Source organism: Micrococcaceae bacterium Sec5.1 (genome assembly GCA_039636795.1).
GTDB lineage: Bacteria > Actinomycetota > Actinomycetes > Actinomycetales > Micrococcaceae > Arthrobacter.
Map to the genome: position 1 here is coordinate 4,599,703 of CP143430.1, position 18,718 is coordinate 4,618,420.

Annotated in this window: 14 protein-coding genes and 1 pseudogene; 7 read left to right on the forward strand and 8 right to left on the reverse strand. The window is 62.5% G+C overall.

From position 1 onward, the window contains the following. Positions 1-8: 8 nt before the first annotated feature. Positions 9-182, reverse strand: a pseudogene (locus VUN82_20965) (Asp/Glu/hydantoin racemase). Between the two features lie 299 nt (positions 183-481). Here VUN82_20965 and aceE point away from each other — a divergent pair. Next, positions 482-3,271 (forward strand): pyruvate dehydrogenase (acetyl-transferring), homodimeric type, encoded by a 2,790-nt coding sequence (aceE, locus tag VUN82_20970; GenBank protein ID XAS71526.1) that lies wholly within the window; start codon positions 482-484, stop codon positions 3,269-3,271. An 82-nt stretch (positions 3,272-3,353) separates the two neighbouring features. Here the strand turns inward: aceE and VUN82_20975 are convergent, their stop codons facing one another. Then, positions 3,354-3,545 carry a DUF1508 domain-containing protein gene (locus VUN82_20975; GenBank protein XAS71527.1) on the reverse strand — a complete coding sequence of 64 codons (192 nt, stop codon included), beginning with the start codon at positions 3,543-3,545 and terminating at the stop codon, positions 3,354-3,356. Positions 3,546-3,703: 158 nt separating this feature from the next. On the opposite strand from VUN82_20975, the gene VUN82_20980 reads away from it, so the two are divergent. Then, a complete protein-coding gene (locus VUN82_20980; GenBank protein ID XAS74758.1) occupies positions 3,704-4,342 on the forward strand; it encodes a nucleotidyltransferase family protein in 639 nt (212 codons plus the stop codon). Positions 4,343-4,382: 40 nt separating this feature from the next. Continuing rightward, complete coding sequence (locus VUN82_20985) at positions 4,383-4,865, forward strand: GNAT family N-acetyltransferase (protein ID XAS71528.1); 483 nt, start codon at positions 4,383-4,385, stop codon at positions 4,863-4,865. Between the two features lie 73 nt (positions 4,866-4,938). On the opposite strand, the gene VUN82_20990 is transcribed toward VUN82_20985, so the two are convergent. The 5 genes from VUN82_20990 to VUN82_21010 all read right to left on the reverse strand — a co-directional run bounded on the left by VUN82_20990 (position 4,939) and on the right by VUN82_21010 (position 12,503). Beyond that, complete coding sequence (locus VUN82_20990) at positions 4,939-7,818, reverse strand: molybdopterin cofactor-binding domain-containing protein (GenBank protein ID XAS71529.1); 2,880 nt, start codon at positions 7,816-7,818, stop codon at positions 4,939-4,941. Then, positions 7,808-8,743 (reverse strand): FAD binding domain-containing protein, encoded by a 936-nt coding sequence (locus tag VUN82_20995; protein ID XAS71530.1) that lies wholly within the window; start codon positions 8,741-8,743, stop codon positions 7,808-7,810. Before VUN82_20995 ends, VUN82_20990 begins: the two co-directional genes overlap by 11 nt. After that, positions 8,734-10,065 carry an XdhC family protein gene (locus VUN82_21000; GenBank protein XAS71531.1) on the reverse strand — a complete coding sequence of 444 codons (1,332 nt, stop codon included), beginning with the start codon at positions 10,063-10,065 and terminating at the stop codon, positions 8,734-8,736. The genes VUN82_20995 and VUN82_21000 overlap by 10 nt, the downstream gene beginning before the upstream one ends. A gap of 348 nt (positions 10,066-10,413) precedes the next feature. Further along, positions 10,414-12,003: an NCS2 family permease gene (locus VUN82_21005; protein ID XAS71532.1), complete on the reverse strand. Its 1,590-nt coding sequence runs from the start codon at positions 12,001-12,003 to the stop codon at positions 10,414-10,416. 5 nt (positions 12,004-12,008) lie between these two features. Next, entirely contained in the window at positions 12,009-12,503 is a 495-nt protein-coding gene (locus VUN82_21010; GenBank protein ID XAS71533.1) for a nucleoside deaminase, read from the reverse strand. 399 nt (positions 12,504-12,902) lie between these two features. On the opposite strand from VUN82_21010, the gene VUN82_21015 reads away from it, so the two are divergent. Both VUN82_21015 and VUN82_21020 read left to right on the forward strand, forming a co-directional pair. After that, positions 12,903-14,246: an 8-oxoguanine deaminase gene (locus tag VUN82_21015; protein ID XAS71534.1), complete on the forward strand. Its 1,344-nt coding sequence runs from the start codon at positions 12,903-12,905 to the stop codon at positions 14,244-14,246. Positions 14,247-14,397: 151 nt separating this feature from the next. Continuing rightward, on the forward strand, positions 14,398-15,333 hold the full coding sequence (locus tag VUN82_21020) for a type IV toxin-antitoxin system AbiEi family antitoxin domain-containing protein (protein ID XAS71535.1): 936 nt from the start codon (positions 14,398-14,400) through the stop codon (positions 15,331-15,333). Between the two features lie 92 nt (positions 15,334-15,425). Here VUN82_21020 and VUN82_21025 read toward each other — a convergent pair whose 3' ends face one another. Then, positions 15,426-15,602 carry a hypothetical protein gene (locus VUN82_21025; GenBank protein XAS71536.1) on the reverse strand — a complete coding sequence of 59 codons (177 nt, stop codon included), beginning with the start codon at positions 15,600-15,602 and terminating at the stop codon, positions 15,426-15,428. Between the two features lie 372 nt (positions 15,603-15,974). On the opposite strand from VUN82_21025, the gene pucL reads away from it, so the two are divergent. Continuing rightward, positions 15,975-16,889 carry a urate oxidase gene (pucL, locus tag VUN82_21030; protein ID XAS71537.1) on the forward strand — a complete coding sequence of 305 codons (915 nt, stop codon included), beginning with the start codon at positions 15,975-15,977 and terminating at the stop codon, positions 16,887-16,889. A 179-nt stretch (positions 16,890-17,068) separates the two neighbouring features. After that, positions 17,069-18,577, forward strand: a complete 1,509-nt coding sequence (locus VUN82_21035; protein ID XAS71538.1) for a nucleobase:cation symporter-2 family protein — start codon at positions 17,069-17,071, stop codon at positions 18,575-18,577. The last annotated feature ends 141 nt before the right edge of the window (positions 18,578-18,718 follow it).

Consider the following 18,718-nt stretch of genomic DNA (forward strand, 5'->3'; position numbering starts at 1 on the left):
GGCCTGCATCAGCGCGCGGCCTCTGCGGGCTGCCCTTCAGTGGGCTGGTCTGAAGTCGGTTGGGCTGCTGTTATCGGCCAGCCTATGACAGTCCTCGGACGCGGCGTTGCATAGGTCCGGACCTTGGGAGTCGTGAGGCCAAGCCGGACCAAGGATTCAGCTATGGTGACGGCCACAGCCACGTCTGCATCGTGGATCTCCACTTCGTACTGTTTCCACATAGCGGAAACAAGTTATTGAATAGTGAAAACACTCTATGACTCACGTCACGTCAGGTCAAGGCGTCACAAGTGTATGGAGGGTCACATTCGGTTGATTGCCGGGGCATTTCCCAGTTGACTGTTGCGGTTGCGTAATCCGTGTTGACGCTGCCCATCGGCAGACGTAATCTCGAATTGCAGAATTTTATTCTCACAATACGAAATTCCTTGAGCGCCCCCACAGAGCAAGCGCCCAGACATTCAATGAAGAGAGGTTGGACGTGGCTGCAGGAGAAGAGACCTCACACATCCTCAGCGGGTTGACTGCCCAGCTGCCTGATCGTGATCCGGAAGAGACCGCGGAGTGGATTGAGTCCCTTGATGCGTTGATCGCGGAGCAGGGCACGGAGCGTGCCCAGTACATTATGCGGTCGTTGTTGCAGCGTGCCGGTGCCCGGTCGGTGGGTGTGCCGATGGTGACGACCACTGATTATGTGAACACGATCCCGGTGGACCAGGAAGCGGAGTTTCCCGGGAACGAGGAGTTCGAGCGCCGGTACCGTGCCTACATGCGCTGGAACGCCGCGGTCATGGTCCACCGTGCACAGCGAGCCGATATCGGGGTGGGCGGGCACATTTCCACCTACGCCGGCGCGGCGACCCTGTACGAGGTCGGGTTCAACCATTTCTTCCGCGGCAAGGACCACCCCTCGGGCGGGGACCAGGTATTCTTCCAGGGCCACGCGTCCCCGGGCATGTACGCCCGCGCGTTCATGGAAGGCCGCCTCTCCGAGGAGGATTTGGACGGTTTCCGTCAGGAAAAGTCCAAACAAGGCCACGCCCTGTCCTCCTACCCGCACCCCAGATTGATGCCGGACTTCTGGGAATTCCCCACCGTGTCGATGGGCATCGGTCCGATGAACGCGATCTACCAGGCCCAGTCCAACCGGTACCTGCACAACCGCGGCCTCAAGGACACCTCCGACCAGCAGGTCTGGGCCTTCCTCGGCGACGGGGAAATGGACGAGCCCGAGTCCCGCGGGTTGCTGCAGCTGGCAGCGAACGAGAACCTGGACAACCTGAACTTCGTGATCAACTGCAACCTCCAGCGCCTGGACGGGCCCGTGCGGGGCAACGGCAAGATCATGCAGGAGCTCGAGGCGTTCTTCCGCGGCGCGGGCTGGAACGTGATCAAGGTCGTCTGGGGCCGGGAATGGGACACCCTCCTGGAAGCGGACCATGACGGGGCGTTGGTGAAAATCATGAACGAAACCCCCGATGGCGACTACCAGACCTACAAGGCCGAGTCCGGCGGGTTCGTCCGGGACCACTTCTTCGGCAAGTCCCCGCAGACCAAGGACATGGTCGCGGACCTGACCGATGAGCAGATCTGGGGCCTCAAACGCGGCGGGCACGATTACCGCAAGGTCTACGCCGCGTACAAGGCAGCGGTCGAGTTCAAGGGCAAACCCACCGTGATCCTGGCCAAAACCGTCAAGGGCTACGGCCTGGGCCCGCACTTCGAGGGCCGCAACGCCACCCACCAGATGAAAAAGCTGACCATGGAAGACCTCAAGGCCTTCCGTGACCACCTGCGCATCCCCATCAGCGATGACCAGCTCGACGCGGACCTCTACCGGCCCCCGTACTACCACCCCGGCATGGACGCCCCGGAAATCAAATACCTGATGGAACGCCGGGCAGAACTTGGCGGGTTCGTCCCCGAACGCCGCCGCACCCACACCCCCGTCACCCTGCCCGAAGCCAAATCCTACGAGGTCGCCAAACGCGGCTCCGGCAAACAACAAGCCGCGACCACCATGGCCTTCGTGAGGCTGCTGAAGGACCTGATGCGGGATAAGAACTTCGGGGCCCGGTTCGTGCCCGTCGTCCCGGATGAATCCCGGACCTTCGGCATGGACGCGTTCTTCCCGACCGCGAAAATCTACAACCCCAAAGGCCAGAACTACCTCTCCGTGGACCGGGACCTCGTGCTGGCCTACAAGGAATCCCCCGCCGGGCAACTGATCCACCCCGGCATCAACGAAGCCGGCGCCGTCGCAGCGTTCACCGCCGCCGGAACCGCCTACGCCACCCACGGCCAACCCCTGGTCCCGATCTACGTGTTCTACTCCATGTTCGGCTTCCAACGCACCGGAGATTCCTTCTGGGCCGCAGCAGACCAAATGACCCGCGGCTTCATCATCGGCGCCACCGCAGGACGCACCACCCTCACCGGCGAAGGACTCCAACACGCCGACGGGCACTCCCCCATCCTGGCCTCCACCAACCCCGCCGTGAAAACCTACGACCCCGCCTACGGCTACGAAATCGGCCACATCATCCGCCACGGCCTCGAAGAAATGTACGGACCCGACACCGAGGCCACCGGCACCGGCACCGGCACCGGTGAAGACCGAAACGTGATGTACTACCTCACCGTCTACAACGAACCCATCACCCAACCCGCCGAACCCGAGAACCTGGACGTCAACGGGCTCCTCAAAGGCATCTACCGCCTCGCGCCCGCCCCGGAAAACACCACCGGGAACGGGAACAGGCCCACCGCGAACATCCTCGCCTCCGGCGTGTCCGTGCCCTGGGCCCTGGACGCCGCCCGGATCCTCGCCGAGGACTGGGGAGTCGCCGCCGACGTCTGGTCCGTGACGTCCTGGAACGAACTGCGACGCGACGGCCTCGCCGCCGAAGAACACGCCTTCCTCAACCCCGGCCAACCCGCCCGCACCCCGTTCATCACCGAACAACTCGCCGGCACCACCGGACCCGTGATCGCCGTGTCCGACTACATGAAAGCCGTCCCCGACCAAATCCGCCAATTCATCCCCAACGACTTCGCCTCCCTCGGAGCAGACGGCTTCGGCTTCTCCGACACCCGCCAAGCCGCCCGCCGCTACTTCAAAAACGACACCCACTCCATCGTCGCCAAAACCCTCCAGTTGCTGGCGGCGAGGGGCGAAGTTGAGGAGGGCGCGCCGTCGTACGCTATTGACCGCTACAAACTGCTCGACGTGAACGCCGGCACCACCGGCGGAGCAGGCGGCGACGCCTAACAACACGCACAAATACAGTTGGCGGCAGTGTTCGTGAAGAACACTGCCGCCAACTTGTTTTTGTGTGTAGTACCGGGGAGGCCTAGGTGCCCAGATTCCTCCGGTCTACGACGAATCCGGTTGCCGCGTTTTCGCGGACTGCGTTGATACCGGCCACGACGGCCTTCAAATTGGGAAACTGTGGCGACACTGCCACAACTGTGCCGTCATCGGCTGTGAGTCGGAACCTGAACGTGTTCGTCCCGGCCTTGAGTATTTCGAAACTGCCCGCCATCTTCCCCTTTTCCTCCACGCATCATTGCATTAGAGCGATTTGAACAATTCCCTACCGACAATAATGGCCGTCGGAACCTACCAACAGACCTACTGAGGAGTAGTTTGCAACCGATTTTGGTAGATGTCCCGGAAAGCTCTGAGCGAGCTACAGACCGCGTGCATGCCCGCGCGTATCGTGAGGATATGACTGGATCCGGCGTGGCGCCCACTACGGGCGTCCTGCTTGCCGCAGGGGCTGGTACGCGCTTGGGCCGCGGACCGAAAGCGCTGCTCCCCTACCGCGGCCGCACGCTGGTTGAGGTGCTCGCCGATACTCTCTTCGACGGCGGCTGCCGGGAGGTTGTGGTCGTGGTCGGGGCCGAGGCGGACCGCGTTCGAAGCACCACAGATCTACGGACATACACCGTGGTCGAGAACGAGAACTGGGCCAAGGGCATGGCTGGTTCTTTCCGCGCAGGAATCGAGGCGGCCTCGCCGGGACACAGCATCATGGTGGCTCTGGTGGATCAGCCCGGTTTAACCCCGACGGCGGTCAGCAGGCTGCTGGGCAGCCACCGTCCAGGTCGGGTCACGGCAGCCGCCTACCCTGACGAGTCAGGGCACCTTAAGCGTCGGCACCCGGTGATTATCGACGTCGGGCTCCGATCCCAAGCGGCGGAAGCGGCGAATGGTGACACGGGGGCGCGATCGTTCCTCAAAGCGCACCCGGGCTTGGTGGACCTGGTGGACTGCAGTGACCTCTGCTCCGGCGAAGACCTGGATACGAAGGACCAGTTGCACCTGCTGGAGGACTGACTGGAGGCTTGATCAATCCCGGGCCGGTAAGTTTGAATCCATGATCCAGATTGCACTTGACGATCCCACGCGCCCGGATGTCCATCAGCTCCTCAGCGAACATCTGGCGGACATGTTTGCGACGTCGCCCGCAGAGAGCGTGCACGCATTGGACCATTCGGCGTTGTCGCATGAAGCGATCACGTTCTGGACGGCCCGCGAAAACGGCGTGTTGCTGGGATGCGGGGCGCTGAAGGAACTGGCCACTTCTGACGGAGACGGCCGGTCCGGCGAGATCAAGTCGATGCGCACCACCGCCGCTGCCCGTGGGCGCGGAGTGGCCACCCTGATGCTCAAGCACATCGTGGCCGAAGCTGGCCGCCGGGGCTACGAACGCGTGAGCCTGGAAACCGGTACCGAAGAATACTTTGCGCCCGCGCGTCGTTTGTATGCCCGGCAAGGATTCACCGAATGCCCGCCCTTCGCGGACTACACCCTTGACCCGAACAGCGTGTTCATGGAGCTCGCCGTCTCCCCCACGTAGCCGTCCCACCCAAGTAAGTCGCAGTTAAGCGCGTTCTCAAAACGCGCTCAACTGCGACTCAGTTGGGGTGGGGTTAGACGGGTGCAGTGGTGCGGTCGCGGAGGGCCAGGTAGATCTTGTCCCGGGCAATGGGCAGTTGGCCGAAGCGGATTCCAGTGGCGTTGCGGATGGCGTTGGCCAAAGCCGGTGCGACGGGGTTGAACGGGCTCTCGCTCATGGACTTGGCGCCGAGGGGCCCGGTGCTGTCGTTGGTAGTGGCGAAATAGACCTCGCTCCGCGGCACGTCCGCGAATGACGGAATGTGGTACTGCCGCAGGATATCCGTGGTGACGTGTCCGGCGTCGTCCACTTTCACTTCCTCGTACAGCACAGCACCAAGCGCCTGCGCGATACCGCCTTCGATCTGCCCACGACACTGCCGCGGGTTCACCACAACGCCGGCATCTGCGGCCTGGACACTCTGCAGAATCCGCAGCTCACCCGTTCCCGTGTTAACAGCAACGCGGAAACCGTGGACATTGAACGCGACTGACCGCGGCGTTCCTCCCCAGTTGCCGTCGGTGGTGAGCCGAACGCCTTGGAGACGGGCGGCGTCGTAAATTTCCTTGAGCGGAACCACGCGGTCGCCGCACTCCACAGCTCCGTCCACCAAGCGGCAATCAGTCAAAGCAGCCCCCGTCAGCGAAGCCGCAACGGTCTGGATCCTGGTGGCAAGCTCGAGAGCTGCGCCGAGCGTCGCCTTGCCGGCCACCACTGTCCCGGACGAACCGAACGCGCCGGTGTCGTGCTCCACGAGGTCCGTATCGGACTGACGGACGGTAATTTTTGAGGCGGCTGTCGCCAGCGCAGTAGCGGCGAGTTGCGCATGCACGGTTGTGGTGCCGTTCCCGAACTCTGCAGTACCGACGTCGACGGCGAACCTTCCGTCCGCTTCCAGGCTCACCCTGGTGTGGGCGAAGTGGCCGCGCGGCGGGACGGTATCGATCATGGAGAGGGCCGAGCCCTCACCGACGACCCAGTCGGGGCCGAGGTCCTCCAGGCCAGCGGCCCGGTAACGCTCCTTGCCCCGGTCCAGAGCGTCCCGGACCAAGGCCACGCACTGGTCCAAACCGTAGCTGCCGTAGTGAACGTCCTCCTCAGGTTCGGGCGTAGTAGACAACATGTGATCGCCTGGACGGACCATGTTCTTGAGCCGGAACTCGAGCGGATCCATGCCGATGCCGATGGCAAGTTCGTCGACGGCGGACTCGATCGCGAAGATCATCTGGCTCAACCCATACCCTCGGAAAGCACCAGCGGGAACGGTGTTGGTGTAGACGGCTTGGGCGTCCACTTTCTTGTTGACGCATTTATAGACGGCCAGCGACTCGCCACAACCATGGAACATCACCCCGGGCGCATGGTTTCCGTAGGCGCCGGTGTTGGTGATGACGTCCAGTTGAAGGGCGGTCAGGTATCCGTCCCGGCTGGCTCCCGCCTTCAAGTGAATAGTGAAGGGGTGGCGCGTTGTGGTGGAGGTGAACTGTTCGGTCCGGGTGAACTCCACCTGCACAGGCCTCCGCAGCGCCAAGGCCGCGAGAGCCACAAGATCCTCGGTGAGGACCTCCTGCTTGCCGCCGAAACCGCCCCCGACGCGGCCAGCCACCACGCGAACAGTCTCCTCCGGCAGGTTAAACAGTCGCATCAGGGTGCGCTTGACCAGGAAGGGAACCTGCGTGGAGGACCGGACAACCAGTCTGCCGTCCTCGTCCAGCCAGGCAATGGACGCGTGCGTTTCCATCGCGACGTGCTGAACCCTTTGCGTCTTGTACGTGTGCTCATGGATGAAGTCGGCTGCCGCAAAGCCGTCCGCCACGCTGCCCAGTTCGGCGTGGACCTCGGCCACCACGTTCTCTAGGGGCCGGGAAATTCTGGAGTAAACGCCGTCCTTGTCACCATGGATTGCGGGGGCGCCGGGAACAATGGCCTCCTGGGGCGTGAACACCGGTTCCAAAAGCTCGTACTCCACAGCAAGCGCTCGGGTTCCGGCCTCCGCAGCACCAACAGATTCGGCCACAACAGCAGCTACGCGCTGGCCGATGAACCGCACCACGTTGTCCAGCACGCGGGTGTCATCGGGATCATCGGTGAAGTGTTCGTGCTGGGCCGTTGAGAACAACTGCGCTGGTGCATCTGCGTGCGTGAAAACAGCGACGACGCCAGGAACCGCCAGTGCCGCGGTCTTGTCGATGGACACGATCCGGGCGTGCGGATGCGGTGAACGCAGGAGCTTGAGGTGCAGTAGTCCAGGCAGCTGCTCGGCCGGAACATCCAGCGTGTACCGGGCAGCTCCGGTAACCACGGCTTGGCCGGCGGGTGCGGGAACGTTGTCCCCGAGCTGGCCGGGAGTAGCTTCCACAGCCACGGGATGTCCGGCGGTGGGATTTCCGGCTGCAGGCTGTCCAGCTGCAGACTGTCCGGCTGCAGGCGATTGTGCCCCGGAAACGTCAGCTCCGGCGTCGTGCTTGTGCTCGACGCCATGACCGTCGCCGTGACCGCACACCGCGTCAGCGATGGAGCGGTAACCGGTGCAACGGCACAGATTGCCCTTGAGGTTGCGGGGCAGGTTGGCGCGTTGCTCGTCGTCAAAAGTGGCTGCGGTCATGACCATGCCGGCGGTGCAGAAACCGCATTGGAAACCCTGGGCTTCGAGGAACTGCTCCTGCACAGGGTGAAGATTTTCGCCGGTGGAGAGACCTTCGATCGTGGTCACGGCTTTGCCCTCGGCGCGGACAGCCGGATAGATGCAGCTGTGGACGGGCGTGCCGTCGACGTGCACGGTGCAGGCGCCGCAGTCACCGCCGTCGCAGCCCTTCTTAACGCCGAAGTTTCCTTGTTCCCGGAGGAAAGTGCGCAGGCATTGGCCGGGGCGGGGTGTGGCCTGAGCGGCAGCGCCGTTGATCTCAATTGCCATGGGAGGCCTCCTTCTGCGGGTTGTTCTGTGCGGGTTGCGTGGATGGTTGGGGCGAAGTGGCGTGCGGCGGCCAGAAATCGCCTGACACGGCCATTGACTCGCCCAGCAGCTCGGCCCGGATCTCCTCGGCCAGTTTGAACGTCATATCGCGACGCCACTCCGGGAACCCATGGATGTCATCGTGGTACAGCGGCCAGGGAATGGAATCCCCGACGGCGTCAGCCAGCATCCCGGCGTCGGGAACCTGGCCGGCGGGGAACCGTAGTTGGACGGGCTTTTTGGTGGAGGCGGTGACCGTGATGACCAAACGGCCGTCGGGATCGAGGCGTCCGATGAGCAGCACGCCGGAGCGGCCAAGGTTACTCAGCGATAATCGCCGGAAGGCGACCCGTGCGGAGAGAGCCGAGGCTGGAAGGTGGATGCTGCGGAGCAACTCCCCCGGGGTCAGGACATTCTCCATGTCCCCGGTGACGAAATCGGCCACAGGTACTGTCCGGCTGGTGCCGTCGGGGCTCTGGATGGTTGCCGCGGCGTCGAGCCCGGCACACAGCGAAATCATGGGGCCAGCGGGCAAGGATGTGCAGATGTTGCCGCCCACCGTGGACATGTTCCAGATCTTGAAGGAGGCCACGAAGGAGTCGCAGCAAGGACGGATCAATGCCAGGCCGGGCCACTCACGGTTGGCTATTTCTGCGGACTGAGGCAAGGCGTACAGCTCGGCAACAGTGCAGGTTGCGGCGAGCTCAATGCCCTCATCGGTTACGGTAATGGCCTGCCAATCCGCTTGGCCCAAATCAAGGAGCCGTTTGAGGACAGTGCTTCCGTAGGAGAAAAGGACAGTTCCTCCGGCGAGCCAGGCATCGCCGTCGCGCCATTGAGAAGGATCCGTGGTGGGAACCACGGCCTCGATGGTGTTCATGTCCATGGGTCCTCCTGAGTGAGGTGTTGAGGTGCTGGGTGAATCGGCGCTGGGTGAATCGGTGCCGCGTGAATCGGGCCGGTGCTGTCCTTCAGCGAGGGGAAGCCGGTGGCAACGCGGCCTGGGGCGTTGGGACTGGGGACTTTGTGGCCGGCGCCTTTGGGGTCCGTGACTCTGTGGCTGGGGGCTCCCCGCTCGGCAATGATTTCCGCCGTAATGGAGATTGCGACTTCGGCCGGTGTCACTGCCCCAAGGTCTAATCCGATCGGGGAGTGCAGCCGCTCGAGCGCTTCGGCGGGACTGCCGGCCTCGAGCAGGGCGTCAATCCGTTGCCGGTGGCTGCGACGCGAGCCCATCGCACCGACGTAAGCCAGATCTAAACGGAGTGCTGTTTCAAGCAGGGGGATGTCGAACTTTGGATCGTGGGTCAGGACGCACACCACGGTCCGGGCGTCGACCCGTCCGGCCACTGCTTCGGCTTCCAGGTAGCGGTGCGGCCAGTCGGTGACCACCTGGTCCGCGCCAGCGAAACGGCCCTGCTGGGCAAACGCTGGCCGCGCATCACACAGGGTGACGTTGTAGCCAAGCAACTGTCCGGCGGGGAGCAATGCGGCACCGAAATCATTGGCCCCGAAAATGAGCATCCGCGCTGCCGGCAAGCGGCTTTCCACGAACAGGGTGATGGGCTCGGGCTGGGTTACTTCTTCCGGGCCGGCCGAGGCCCACCTGTCCACGGTCACCCAGCCATCGATGCAGCCTTCGGGTGCTGCCAGCCGGACCAACCCGGTGCGTCCGCCTTGGAGCAGCGTCTCAACCTGGGCCGCCGCAGCCATCAAGGTGGCGGGATGGTCGCCCACCAACCGCGCCAGTTGCGTTGATTCCATGGCGCGGAACCGAACAGGGTCATCAACGACCACCACTCCCCCTCCGCCACCGAGCCTGCGGATGAGGGCCAAGGCCGTGGGTTCGTTTGATACGGGCATGTCCAACAAGGCCATTTCGCCGGAATCGCTACCCAGTGGCTGGATGTGGACTTCCAGTTCTCCTCCACAGGTGAGTCCTGCGGCGAACGCGTCCTCGGCACTGTAGCCAAAAGACTCAAGGCGTGGGCCGCCGTCGCGCATTGCTTCCAAGGCTGCCTCAACGACGGCCCCTTCCACGCAACCGCCGGACAGGCTGCCCAGGATTTCGCCATGTTCGGAAACCATCATGGAAGTCCCCATGGGGCGCGGGACTGAGCCGCCGGTCCCTACGATCGTGGCCACAGCGCATCGTTGGCCAGAGACCGCAGTCCGCCAGCTGCCCAGTGAAGGCATCAGATCCAGCATGGCAACACGTCCTTTTTCCAGGTGTCCCGGCTGGGTGGCCCGGCCGGAGCAGTGCGCGATCTTGCCCTCATAATCTCATTTCCAGAAGGTGTTGAGGGGTAGTCGCGATTATTGAATAAGAGTTCATAGGAACGGGGGCAAGGGCTTCATCTCCCTGCCCCCGTTCCCTGACGGAGCATCAGCACCCGTTCCTGAATCACCAGGGCCGCCGCCCGCCGTCGTGCCTGTTCCGGAGGTGCTGTTCGGGCAGGGACCACGACGACGGACGCCTATTCGTGCGGTGGGTGCGGATGGACCGCCGTTCGAAGTGCCGGATGTGGACCCGCCGGCGCGGGGTGGGGCTCCGGGCTAGACGCCCATCAAGGCGTTGATCGGGCCCCGTGCGAAGTAGATAATGAAGCCCGCCGTGACCACCCACATGAGCGGATGGACTTTCTTGGCCTTGCCCGATGCCGCGCTGATCACCGCGAAGGAGATGAACCCGACGCCGATGCCGTTGGCAATGGAGTAGGTCAGCGGCATGGTCACGATGGTGAGGAACGCCGGCAATGCGATGGCGAACTTGGTGAACTTGATCTCGCGGATCTGCGCCATCATCATCGCGCCCACCACCACCAGCGCTGCGGCAGCCACTTCCAGCGGGACAACCGAAGTAAGCGGAGTGAAGAACATCGAACCCAGGAACAGCAGGCCGGTGACAACCGAGGCCAGGCCTGTGCGGGCGCCCTCGCCGATTCCTGCTGCGGAGTCGATGTAGACGGTGTTGGACGAACCTGACGTCCCGCCACCCACCACTGCGCCCATGCCTTCAACGATGAAGGCAGACTTCAGCTTGGGGAACGTACCGTCCTTATGTGCCACGCCTGCGCTCTTGGCCAGGCCCGTCATGGTGCCCATGGCGTCGAAGAAGTTGGTGAACACCAGGGTGAAGACCAGCATGGTCGCAGCCAGTCCGCCAATCCTTGCGAACGAACCAAAGAGATCGAACTGGCCTACCAGGCTGAGGTCCGGGACGGACATCAACTGGCTGGACAGGATCGGCACGTTGAGGTGCCAGCCGCCGGGGTTATCGGCGGTGCCCGGACCAATGTGGAACACGGCCTCGGCTACAGCGGCGAGGACTGTTGTGGCGACGATGCCAATCAACAGGCCGCCTTGGATCTTGCGTGCCACGAGGATACCCATGACCAGCAATCCGATGATGAAGACGAGAGTTGGGATGGAGGTGATGGAACCATCCGTGCCGAGCTGGACCGGCGGGCCGCCCTTGGTGGGGCGGACAAAGCCGGAGTCGACGAAGCCGATGAAGGCGATGAACAGGCCGATACCAACGGTGATGGCGGCCTTGAGTTCCTTGGGGACTGCCTTGAAGATCGCCGTCCGGGCACCGGTGGCGCCGAAAAGGACGATCAGGATGCCGTTGATGACCACCAGGCCCATGGCTTCTGGCCATGTGACTTCCTGGATGACAGCTACGGCGAGGAAGGAATTGATGCCCAGGCCGGCTGCGAGGCCGAAGGGCAGGTTGGCCACAAGTCCGAAGACGATGGTCATGACGCCAGCGGTCAGGCCAGTCACTGCGCCCACCTGTGCTGCCGAGAGCCAGCCGCCCGCCACATCCACCGGGGCGTTGTCTGCCGAGAATCCGCCCAGGATGAGCGGGTTGAGGATGACGATATACGCCATGGTGAAGAAGGTGACCAAGCCGCCGCGGAATTCTCGGGCCAGCGTGGAGCCACGCTTGGTGATCTGGAAGAACTTGTCCAGGAAGGAGTTCGACACCGGGGGCTTCTTGTTACCATCTGCCAGGCCGGTTGCCGTGTGCTTTGCCGTTGCCGCTGTGGGCTCTGCGCTCTTGCCTCCGTTGGGGAGGAGCACAGCCTGCTTTTCAGCTGCTGTCTGCATTTCTGCGGGATCCAGGATTGTCATGTCAGCCACCGGCCCTAGTAATCAATCCTGGAATCAAGCGTGTTCCATGTGGTGAACGGCTGGAGGGCCGCCGGAGCCTGGGGGTCGCCCAGTTCCAGCTTGGCTACCGGCATCAGCGCGTCCCGGTTGTCGTTCTCGAAGAACTCGTAGAAGACGGCGTCATCGAAGCCAACGGATGCGGCGTCGTGACGGTCTGCGGCAAAGAACACGCGGTCAACGCGTGCCCAGAGTGCGGAGGCCAGGCACATGGGGCATGGCTCGCAACTGGTGTAGAGGGTTGCTCCGCTCAAATCGAAGGTTCCCAGTTCGCGGCAGGCGTTACGGATGGCCGTGACTTCTGCGTGTGCGGTGGGATCGTTCGTGGCGGTGACGCGGTTGACGCCTTGGAAGGCTTGTCCATCCGCGGTAACAATGACGGCGCCGAAGGGGCCACCACTGTTGAGGACATTGGCTGTTGCCAGCTCAATGGTTTTGGCCAGGAATTGCTCGGCCGTGACGGTTGTACTCATGTTGCGACTTCCTTAGTGCTGAGGAAGCCAGGTGACCTGTTGGGGGGCGCTACGGAACGGAGCTCCAGTTAGCTTGGTTACCAGGCTTCAGCATGTGCGATGAAGGTTAAGTTGCGCCTGGTAGATAGCTTCCCGAGGTCCGGGTGCCCGCCTTTGGCAGTTAGAGCGTAGCATCAGATTTGTGAGCCGCACCATAGTTTTTTGAAAATTTAATTTCGTCATACGAAATCTTGGGGTGGCGACCGGATGTGACCGTGAGACGCCTGCGGGCGTTGACGGCCGCCGTCGTGCGTCTTACGCTTTTCGGACCGGACGCACTTGTTGGCTTCCGGCTCCTGGATCAGCAGACAGGGCCTAACTGAGCTGGAACGCATACATGCCGACCAGACAAGGACCCTCATGACCCCTCTTTGGATCAAGAACCCGCTGGGTATCTTCACCGCAAACGACCTCGACGCCGGCGGCGGCCTGGTGGTTTCTGACGGAAAAATTCTGGAACTCGTGCCTTCGGGCGGGCAGCCGTCGTTGCTTTGTTCCGTCTTTGATGCCTCGGCCCACGTGGTTCTGCCTGGACTCATCAACACCCACCACCACTTCTACCAAACCCTCACCCGCGCCTGGGGTCCGGTAGCAAACGCTCCATTGTTCCCGTGGCTGCAGAATTTGTACCCGGTGTGGGCACGTTTGACGCCCCGGAGCCTTGAGCTTGCGGTGCAGGTTGCACTCGCCGAGCTTTTGTTGTCCGGCTGCACCACCGCCGCCGACCACCACTACCTCTTCCCCGACAGCATGGAAGACGCCATTGACATCGAAGTGGGCGCGGTGCGGTCCATGGGGATGCGGGCCACGCTGACCCGCGGATCCATGACATTGGGAGAGGACGACGGCGGGCTGCCGCCCCGGACCACGGTCCAGTCACCTGAGGTGATCCTTGCGGACAGCGAACGGCTGATTCGTGAGTACCACGAGACCGGCGATGGGGCTTCGATACAGATTGCCCTGGCCCCCTGCTCGCCGTTCTCTGTCACCAAGGAGATCATGGCCGAGAGCGCCGCCATGGCTGAACGCTTCGATGTCCGGCTGCACACGCACCTCGCAGAGACCATCGATGAGGAAGATTTCTGCCGCTCCATGTTTGGGCTGCGGACCGTGGATTACCTGGAATCAGTTGGCTGGTTGGGGCCCCGCACCTGGCTTGGACACGGAATCCACTTCAACGACGACGAGATCGCCAGGCTGGGAGCCGCGGGCACCGCCGTCGCACATTGCCCAACCTCCAACATGCGCCTGGCATCCGGGACCGCGCGCGTCCTGGAACTTGAAGCCGCGGGTGTGCCCGTGGGGCTGGGAGTGGATGGCTCGGCGTCGAACGATGCTTCCAACATGATCCTCGAGGCCCGTCAGGCACTGTATTTGCAACGACTCCGGTACGGGGCTTCGGTCCCGGTGGAGAGGGCACTTGGCTGGGCGACACGTGGGTCGGCTGCCGTTTTGGGGCGCTCCGACATCGGGCAGTTGGCTCCGGGGCTTCAGGCGGACCTTGCCATGTTCAAACTGGACTCGCTGCGGTTCTCCGGGAGCCACGACCCCGTCGCCGCCTTGCTGCTCTGCGGGGCTGATCGTGCCGACCGGGTGATGGTGGGCGGTGCTTGGCGCGTGGTTGATGGCGCGATCCCCGGGCTCGACGTTGCCGGGCTCATCGCTGAGCACTCGGCTGCGGCGCGGAAGCTGGTGGCGGGGTAGGTCTGTTTTTGTGGCGGCCACCCGATTCGATGGTTCCCTGCGCAGGATGCCGTGGGCACGGCACCGTCGGCAGCGAGTCATCGAAACGGGCTTCTCCACATAGTCCAACTCACCCCTGTCTTCGCCCATCGGCTCATTGAAGTCTTGATCCATGACACAGAGCAACAGCAACGAGCTTCCCGCGGGGATGGATTTGTGGCGGACCGATGAGCTCCACGAGTTAGGGATCAACCATCGGAGGATTGCCGCGCTGGTTCGTACCGGCGCCTTAGTACGACTGCGCCGTGGTTGCTATATCCGAGGCAGCACGTGGACAGCCCAAAAACCTTGGGTTCAAAGTCTGCAGCTAGTCGCCGCGCACGCACACGGGACGCTTTCGACGTCGTCCGGCGGCTTGGTCTACAGCCACACCTCAGCGGCGCGTCTCCATGGCTTATTCCTGTGGGATGTTGGAGATAAAGTCCACATCACGACGGAAACAACAGCATCCACCACTTCACACGGCAAGGACGTCGTGCCGCACACCCGCCCGCTGGCGATGATAGGGGCTGTTTTCGTCAAGGGAATGCCTTGCACCACGTTGGAACAGACTATTGTGGACTGCTGCCTCATGCTCAACTACAAACAAGCCTTGGTACTGATGGACCACGCGCTCAGAAAAGGTGCCGACGCCGCGAAACTGCGAGAGATGTGCTCATCGCTAGCCGGACGCAACGGAGTTCTCACTCTTCGACGGGCTCTGGAGAATGCTGACGCCAGATCCGAGTCACCCGGCGAAACCCTGACCCGTGAGCTGCTCCAAAGGTTGCGGATCGAGCTGCCCGAATTGCAGGTGAAGGCTGCGTCAGCGGAAGGTCACCATCGGCTGGACTTTGCATGGAGGGAAAAGAAGGTGGCCCTGGAGTTCGATGGAAAGGTGAAGTACTTCGACTACGCACCCACCGCCGAGGTGATCTACAAGGAACGGCAGCGAGAAAAGGCCCTCACCGAGCTCGGCTGGACGTTCATCCGGATCAAGTGGGAGCACCTGTTCAGGGAACAGGAGTTCAAGATGCGCGTGCTGCAGGTTCTGCGGGGAGCAACCTAGAGCCCGTTTCGGGGGTCCGCTGCGCATTCGATGGTGCGCACGGCATGGTACGCAGGGAACCCCCGAAACGGGCGGGGTCGGCCCAGGGAGTGCTAGGGGCGCTGGCGGCCGAACACCGGGAGTGCGCGGAGCCAACGGGAGAACCCGCCGGCCTTGCGGTCGCAGTCGGCCGGGATGTAGAAGTCCGGATCTGTTGCACCGAAGGGCAGGTACAGCTCCTGACCCGGCGCTGGGAATTCCACGACGTTGTTCGTATCCTTCGAGTCCATCTGTTCCTCCTCTTTCCAGTGCAGCACTTTTCCGTACTTCGGAAAATGTTTATTGCTATGTGAAAAGTGTAAGCAGTGCGTAAAGCAGGCGTCAAGAGCCGTCCAGGAGGGGCCAGAGAGATGCTCCGGTCACATTTGGCTGCTTCATAACGATCTCCGGAAACCCATATACACAAGCCGAAATCATGCGCTACTCTCGAATGAGTTCGTGGCGTACGTCACGTAACCTGAGAGCAGCAGGCAGGGTCGTAATGAGCTGGCATCAATGGATGCCGGCTCTTTTTTGTTGGGTCGGCTCCACCAGAAACGCGGTGGAAACACGCGCTTAATTTCATTGATGGAACGTAGGTTCCACCTCACAGAAGTTGGGATATGACCATGAGCAACAACATCGTCCTCGGCGAAAACCAGTACGGCAAAGCGGAAGTCCGCGTCGTCAAGGTCACTCGGGATACTGACCGCCACCACATCGAAGATCTGAATGTCACCTCGCAGCTGCGAGGCGATTTCGAGGCTGCGCACCTCGAAGGCGACAACGGCCACGTCGTCGCCACCGATACCCAGAAGAACACTGTCTACGCTTTTGCCCGTGACGGCATCGGCTCACCGGAGTCCTTCCTGCTGCGCCTTGCCAATCACTTCACCGGCGAGTTCGAGTGGGTAACCGGCGGCCGCTGGGAAGCCGAGGCCTACAGCTGGGATCGCATCCAGGCACACGGTGCGGGACACGATCACAGCTTCGTCCGCAACGGACAAGAGGTGCGTACCGCCGTCGTCGTCCGTGATGGCGCAACCACCCACGTGATTTCCGGCCTCAAGGACCTGACCGTCCTCAAGACCACGCAGTCCGGCTTCGTCGGCTACCCACGCGACAAGTACACCACCCTGCCGGAAACCACGGACCGCATTCTTGCCACCGATGTTTCTGCACGCTGGCGCTACAACACCAACCTGGACTTGGCAGGCACGGACTTCAACAAGAGCTACGAGGACATCAAGGCCCTCCTGCTGGAAGGCTTCACCGAGAACTATTCGCACGCGCTTCAGCAGACGCTGTTCGACATGGGGAAGAAGGTCCTGGAAGCACACAGCGAAGTGGATGAGATCAAGTTCTCCATGCCCAACAAGCACCACTTCCTGGTTGACCTGAGCCCGTTCGGCTTGGACAACCCCAACGAGGTCTTCTTCGCCGCGGACCGCCCGTACGGCCTCATCGAAGCAACCGTCCAGCGCGACAACACCACTGCCGCGCCCGTTGCATGGAGCGGCATCGCCGGCTTCTGCTAAGCCCGCACCAAAGCACCACTAACAACGCACCACCCAGGGGTTTGTGTGCAGGTCCCCCAACGGCGCCCCGTCAAGGCCGGACCTGCACACAAACCCCAGCCCCAAAAGAACCCAAGATTTTGTTAGCCAGACACAGTTAGCCAGACGAAGACGTCTGCCATGAACCCAGAAAGTCTGCCATGAACACGAAGAAGAAAACCCGCCCTGCGAATAGCACCCCTTCGCAGAAGCATCAGCCAGAACGTCCCGAGGACAAGCGCCTCTCGATCGGAAGCACCTTCGCATACGGCTTCCAGCATGTCCTCACCATGTACGGCGGAATCATTGCCCCGCCGCTGATCATCGGCGCGGCGGCAGGCATGTCCTCGCAGGATATCGGCCTCCTCATCGCAGCCTGCCTGTTCGTTGGCGGGCTGGCCACTATCCTCCAGACGGTGGGCATCCCGTTCTTCGGCTCGCAGCTGCCGCTGGTTCAGGGCGTCTCTTTCGCGGGTGTCTCAACGATGGTTGCGATTGTCCAAGGTGGCGGGGGCATCCAGGCGGTCTTCGGTTCGGTCATTGTGGCGTCCCTCATCGGCCTGGCCATCACTCCCCTGTTCTCCAAGATCATCAAGTTCTTCCCGCCGGTGGTCACCGGCACGGTCATCACCACCATTGGCCTGACGCTCATGCCGGTCGCAGCCAACTGGGCCATGGGTGGAAACGCCAAGGCCGATAACTACGGCAGCATGGCCAACATCGGCCTTGCAGCAGCAACCATGGGCATCGTCCTGCTCCTGAGCAAGGTTGGCAACGCCGCCATTTCCCGGCTCTCCATCCTGCTGGCCATGGTCATCGGCACCATCATCGCGTTCGTTGCAGGAATGGCAGACTTCTCCAAGGTCGGCCAGGGCGACATCGTCGCTTTCCCCACGCCCTTCGCTTTCGGTGCTCCCACCTTCGAGATCGCAGCAATCGTCTCCATGCTCATCGTCATCCTGGTAACCCTGACCGAGACTTCCGCGGACATCATTGCAGTGGGCGAGATCGTCGACACCAAGGTTGACTCCCGCCGCATCGGCGACGGTCTCCGCGCAGACATGCTCTCCAGCGCCATCTCACCGCTGTTCAACTCCTTCACGCAGAGCGCCTTCGCCCAGAACGTGGGCTTGGTGGCCATCACCGGCATCAAGAGCCGTTTCGTGGTCAGCGCCGGCGGCCTCATCCTGGTTGTCCTCGGCCTCCTGCCGATCCTGGGCCGAGTGGTCGCAGCGGTTCCGACGCCCGTCCTGGGCGGTGCCGGCGTCGTGCTTTTCGGGACGGTGGCAGCCAGCGGTATCCGCACCCTGGCCAAGGTTGAGTACAAGAACAACATGAACCTGATCATCGTGGCCGCGTCGATCGGGTTCGGCATGATCCCCATTGCCGCTCCGAAGTTCTACGACCAGTTCCCCTCCTGGTTCTCCACGATCTTCCACTCCGGCATCAGCTCCGCCGCAGTCATGGCGATCCTGCTGAACATCCTGTTCAACCACTTCAAGGCAGGCAACACGGACAACCAGTCAGTGTTCGTCGCTGGTACGGACCGCATCGTCAGCGAGGAAGACATCAAGTGCCTCAGCGAAGGCGACCGGTTCGAGAACGGCAAGCTGATCGACGCCGATGGCAAGGAAGTCCCGCTCAAGACCTCCAGCGCGTCCGAGCACTAGCTCCCGCCCAAAATGGCAGATGACGGCAGCGTTTCCTTGGGGGACGCTGCCGTCATTTGTCGCCTCGGGGGAAGTGCCGAGATGACAAATAACGCCCATGTTTGTGAAAAACATGGGCGTCAAGTGCCAACTCGGCGGGTG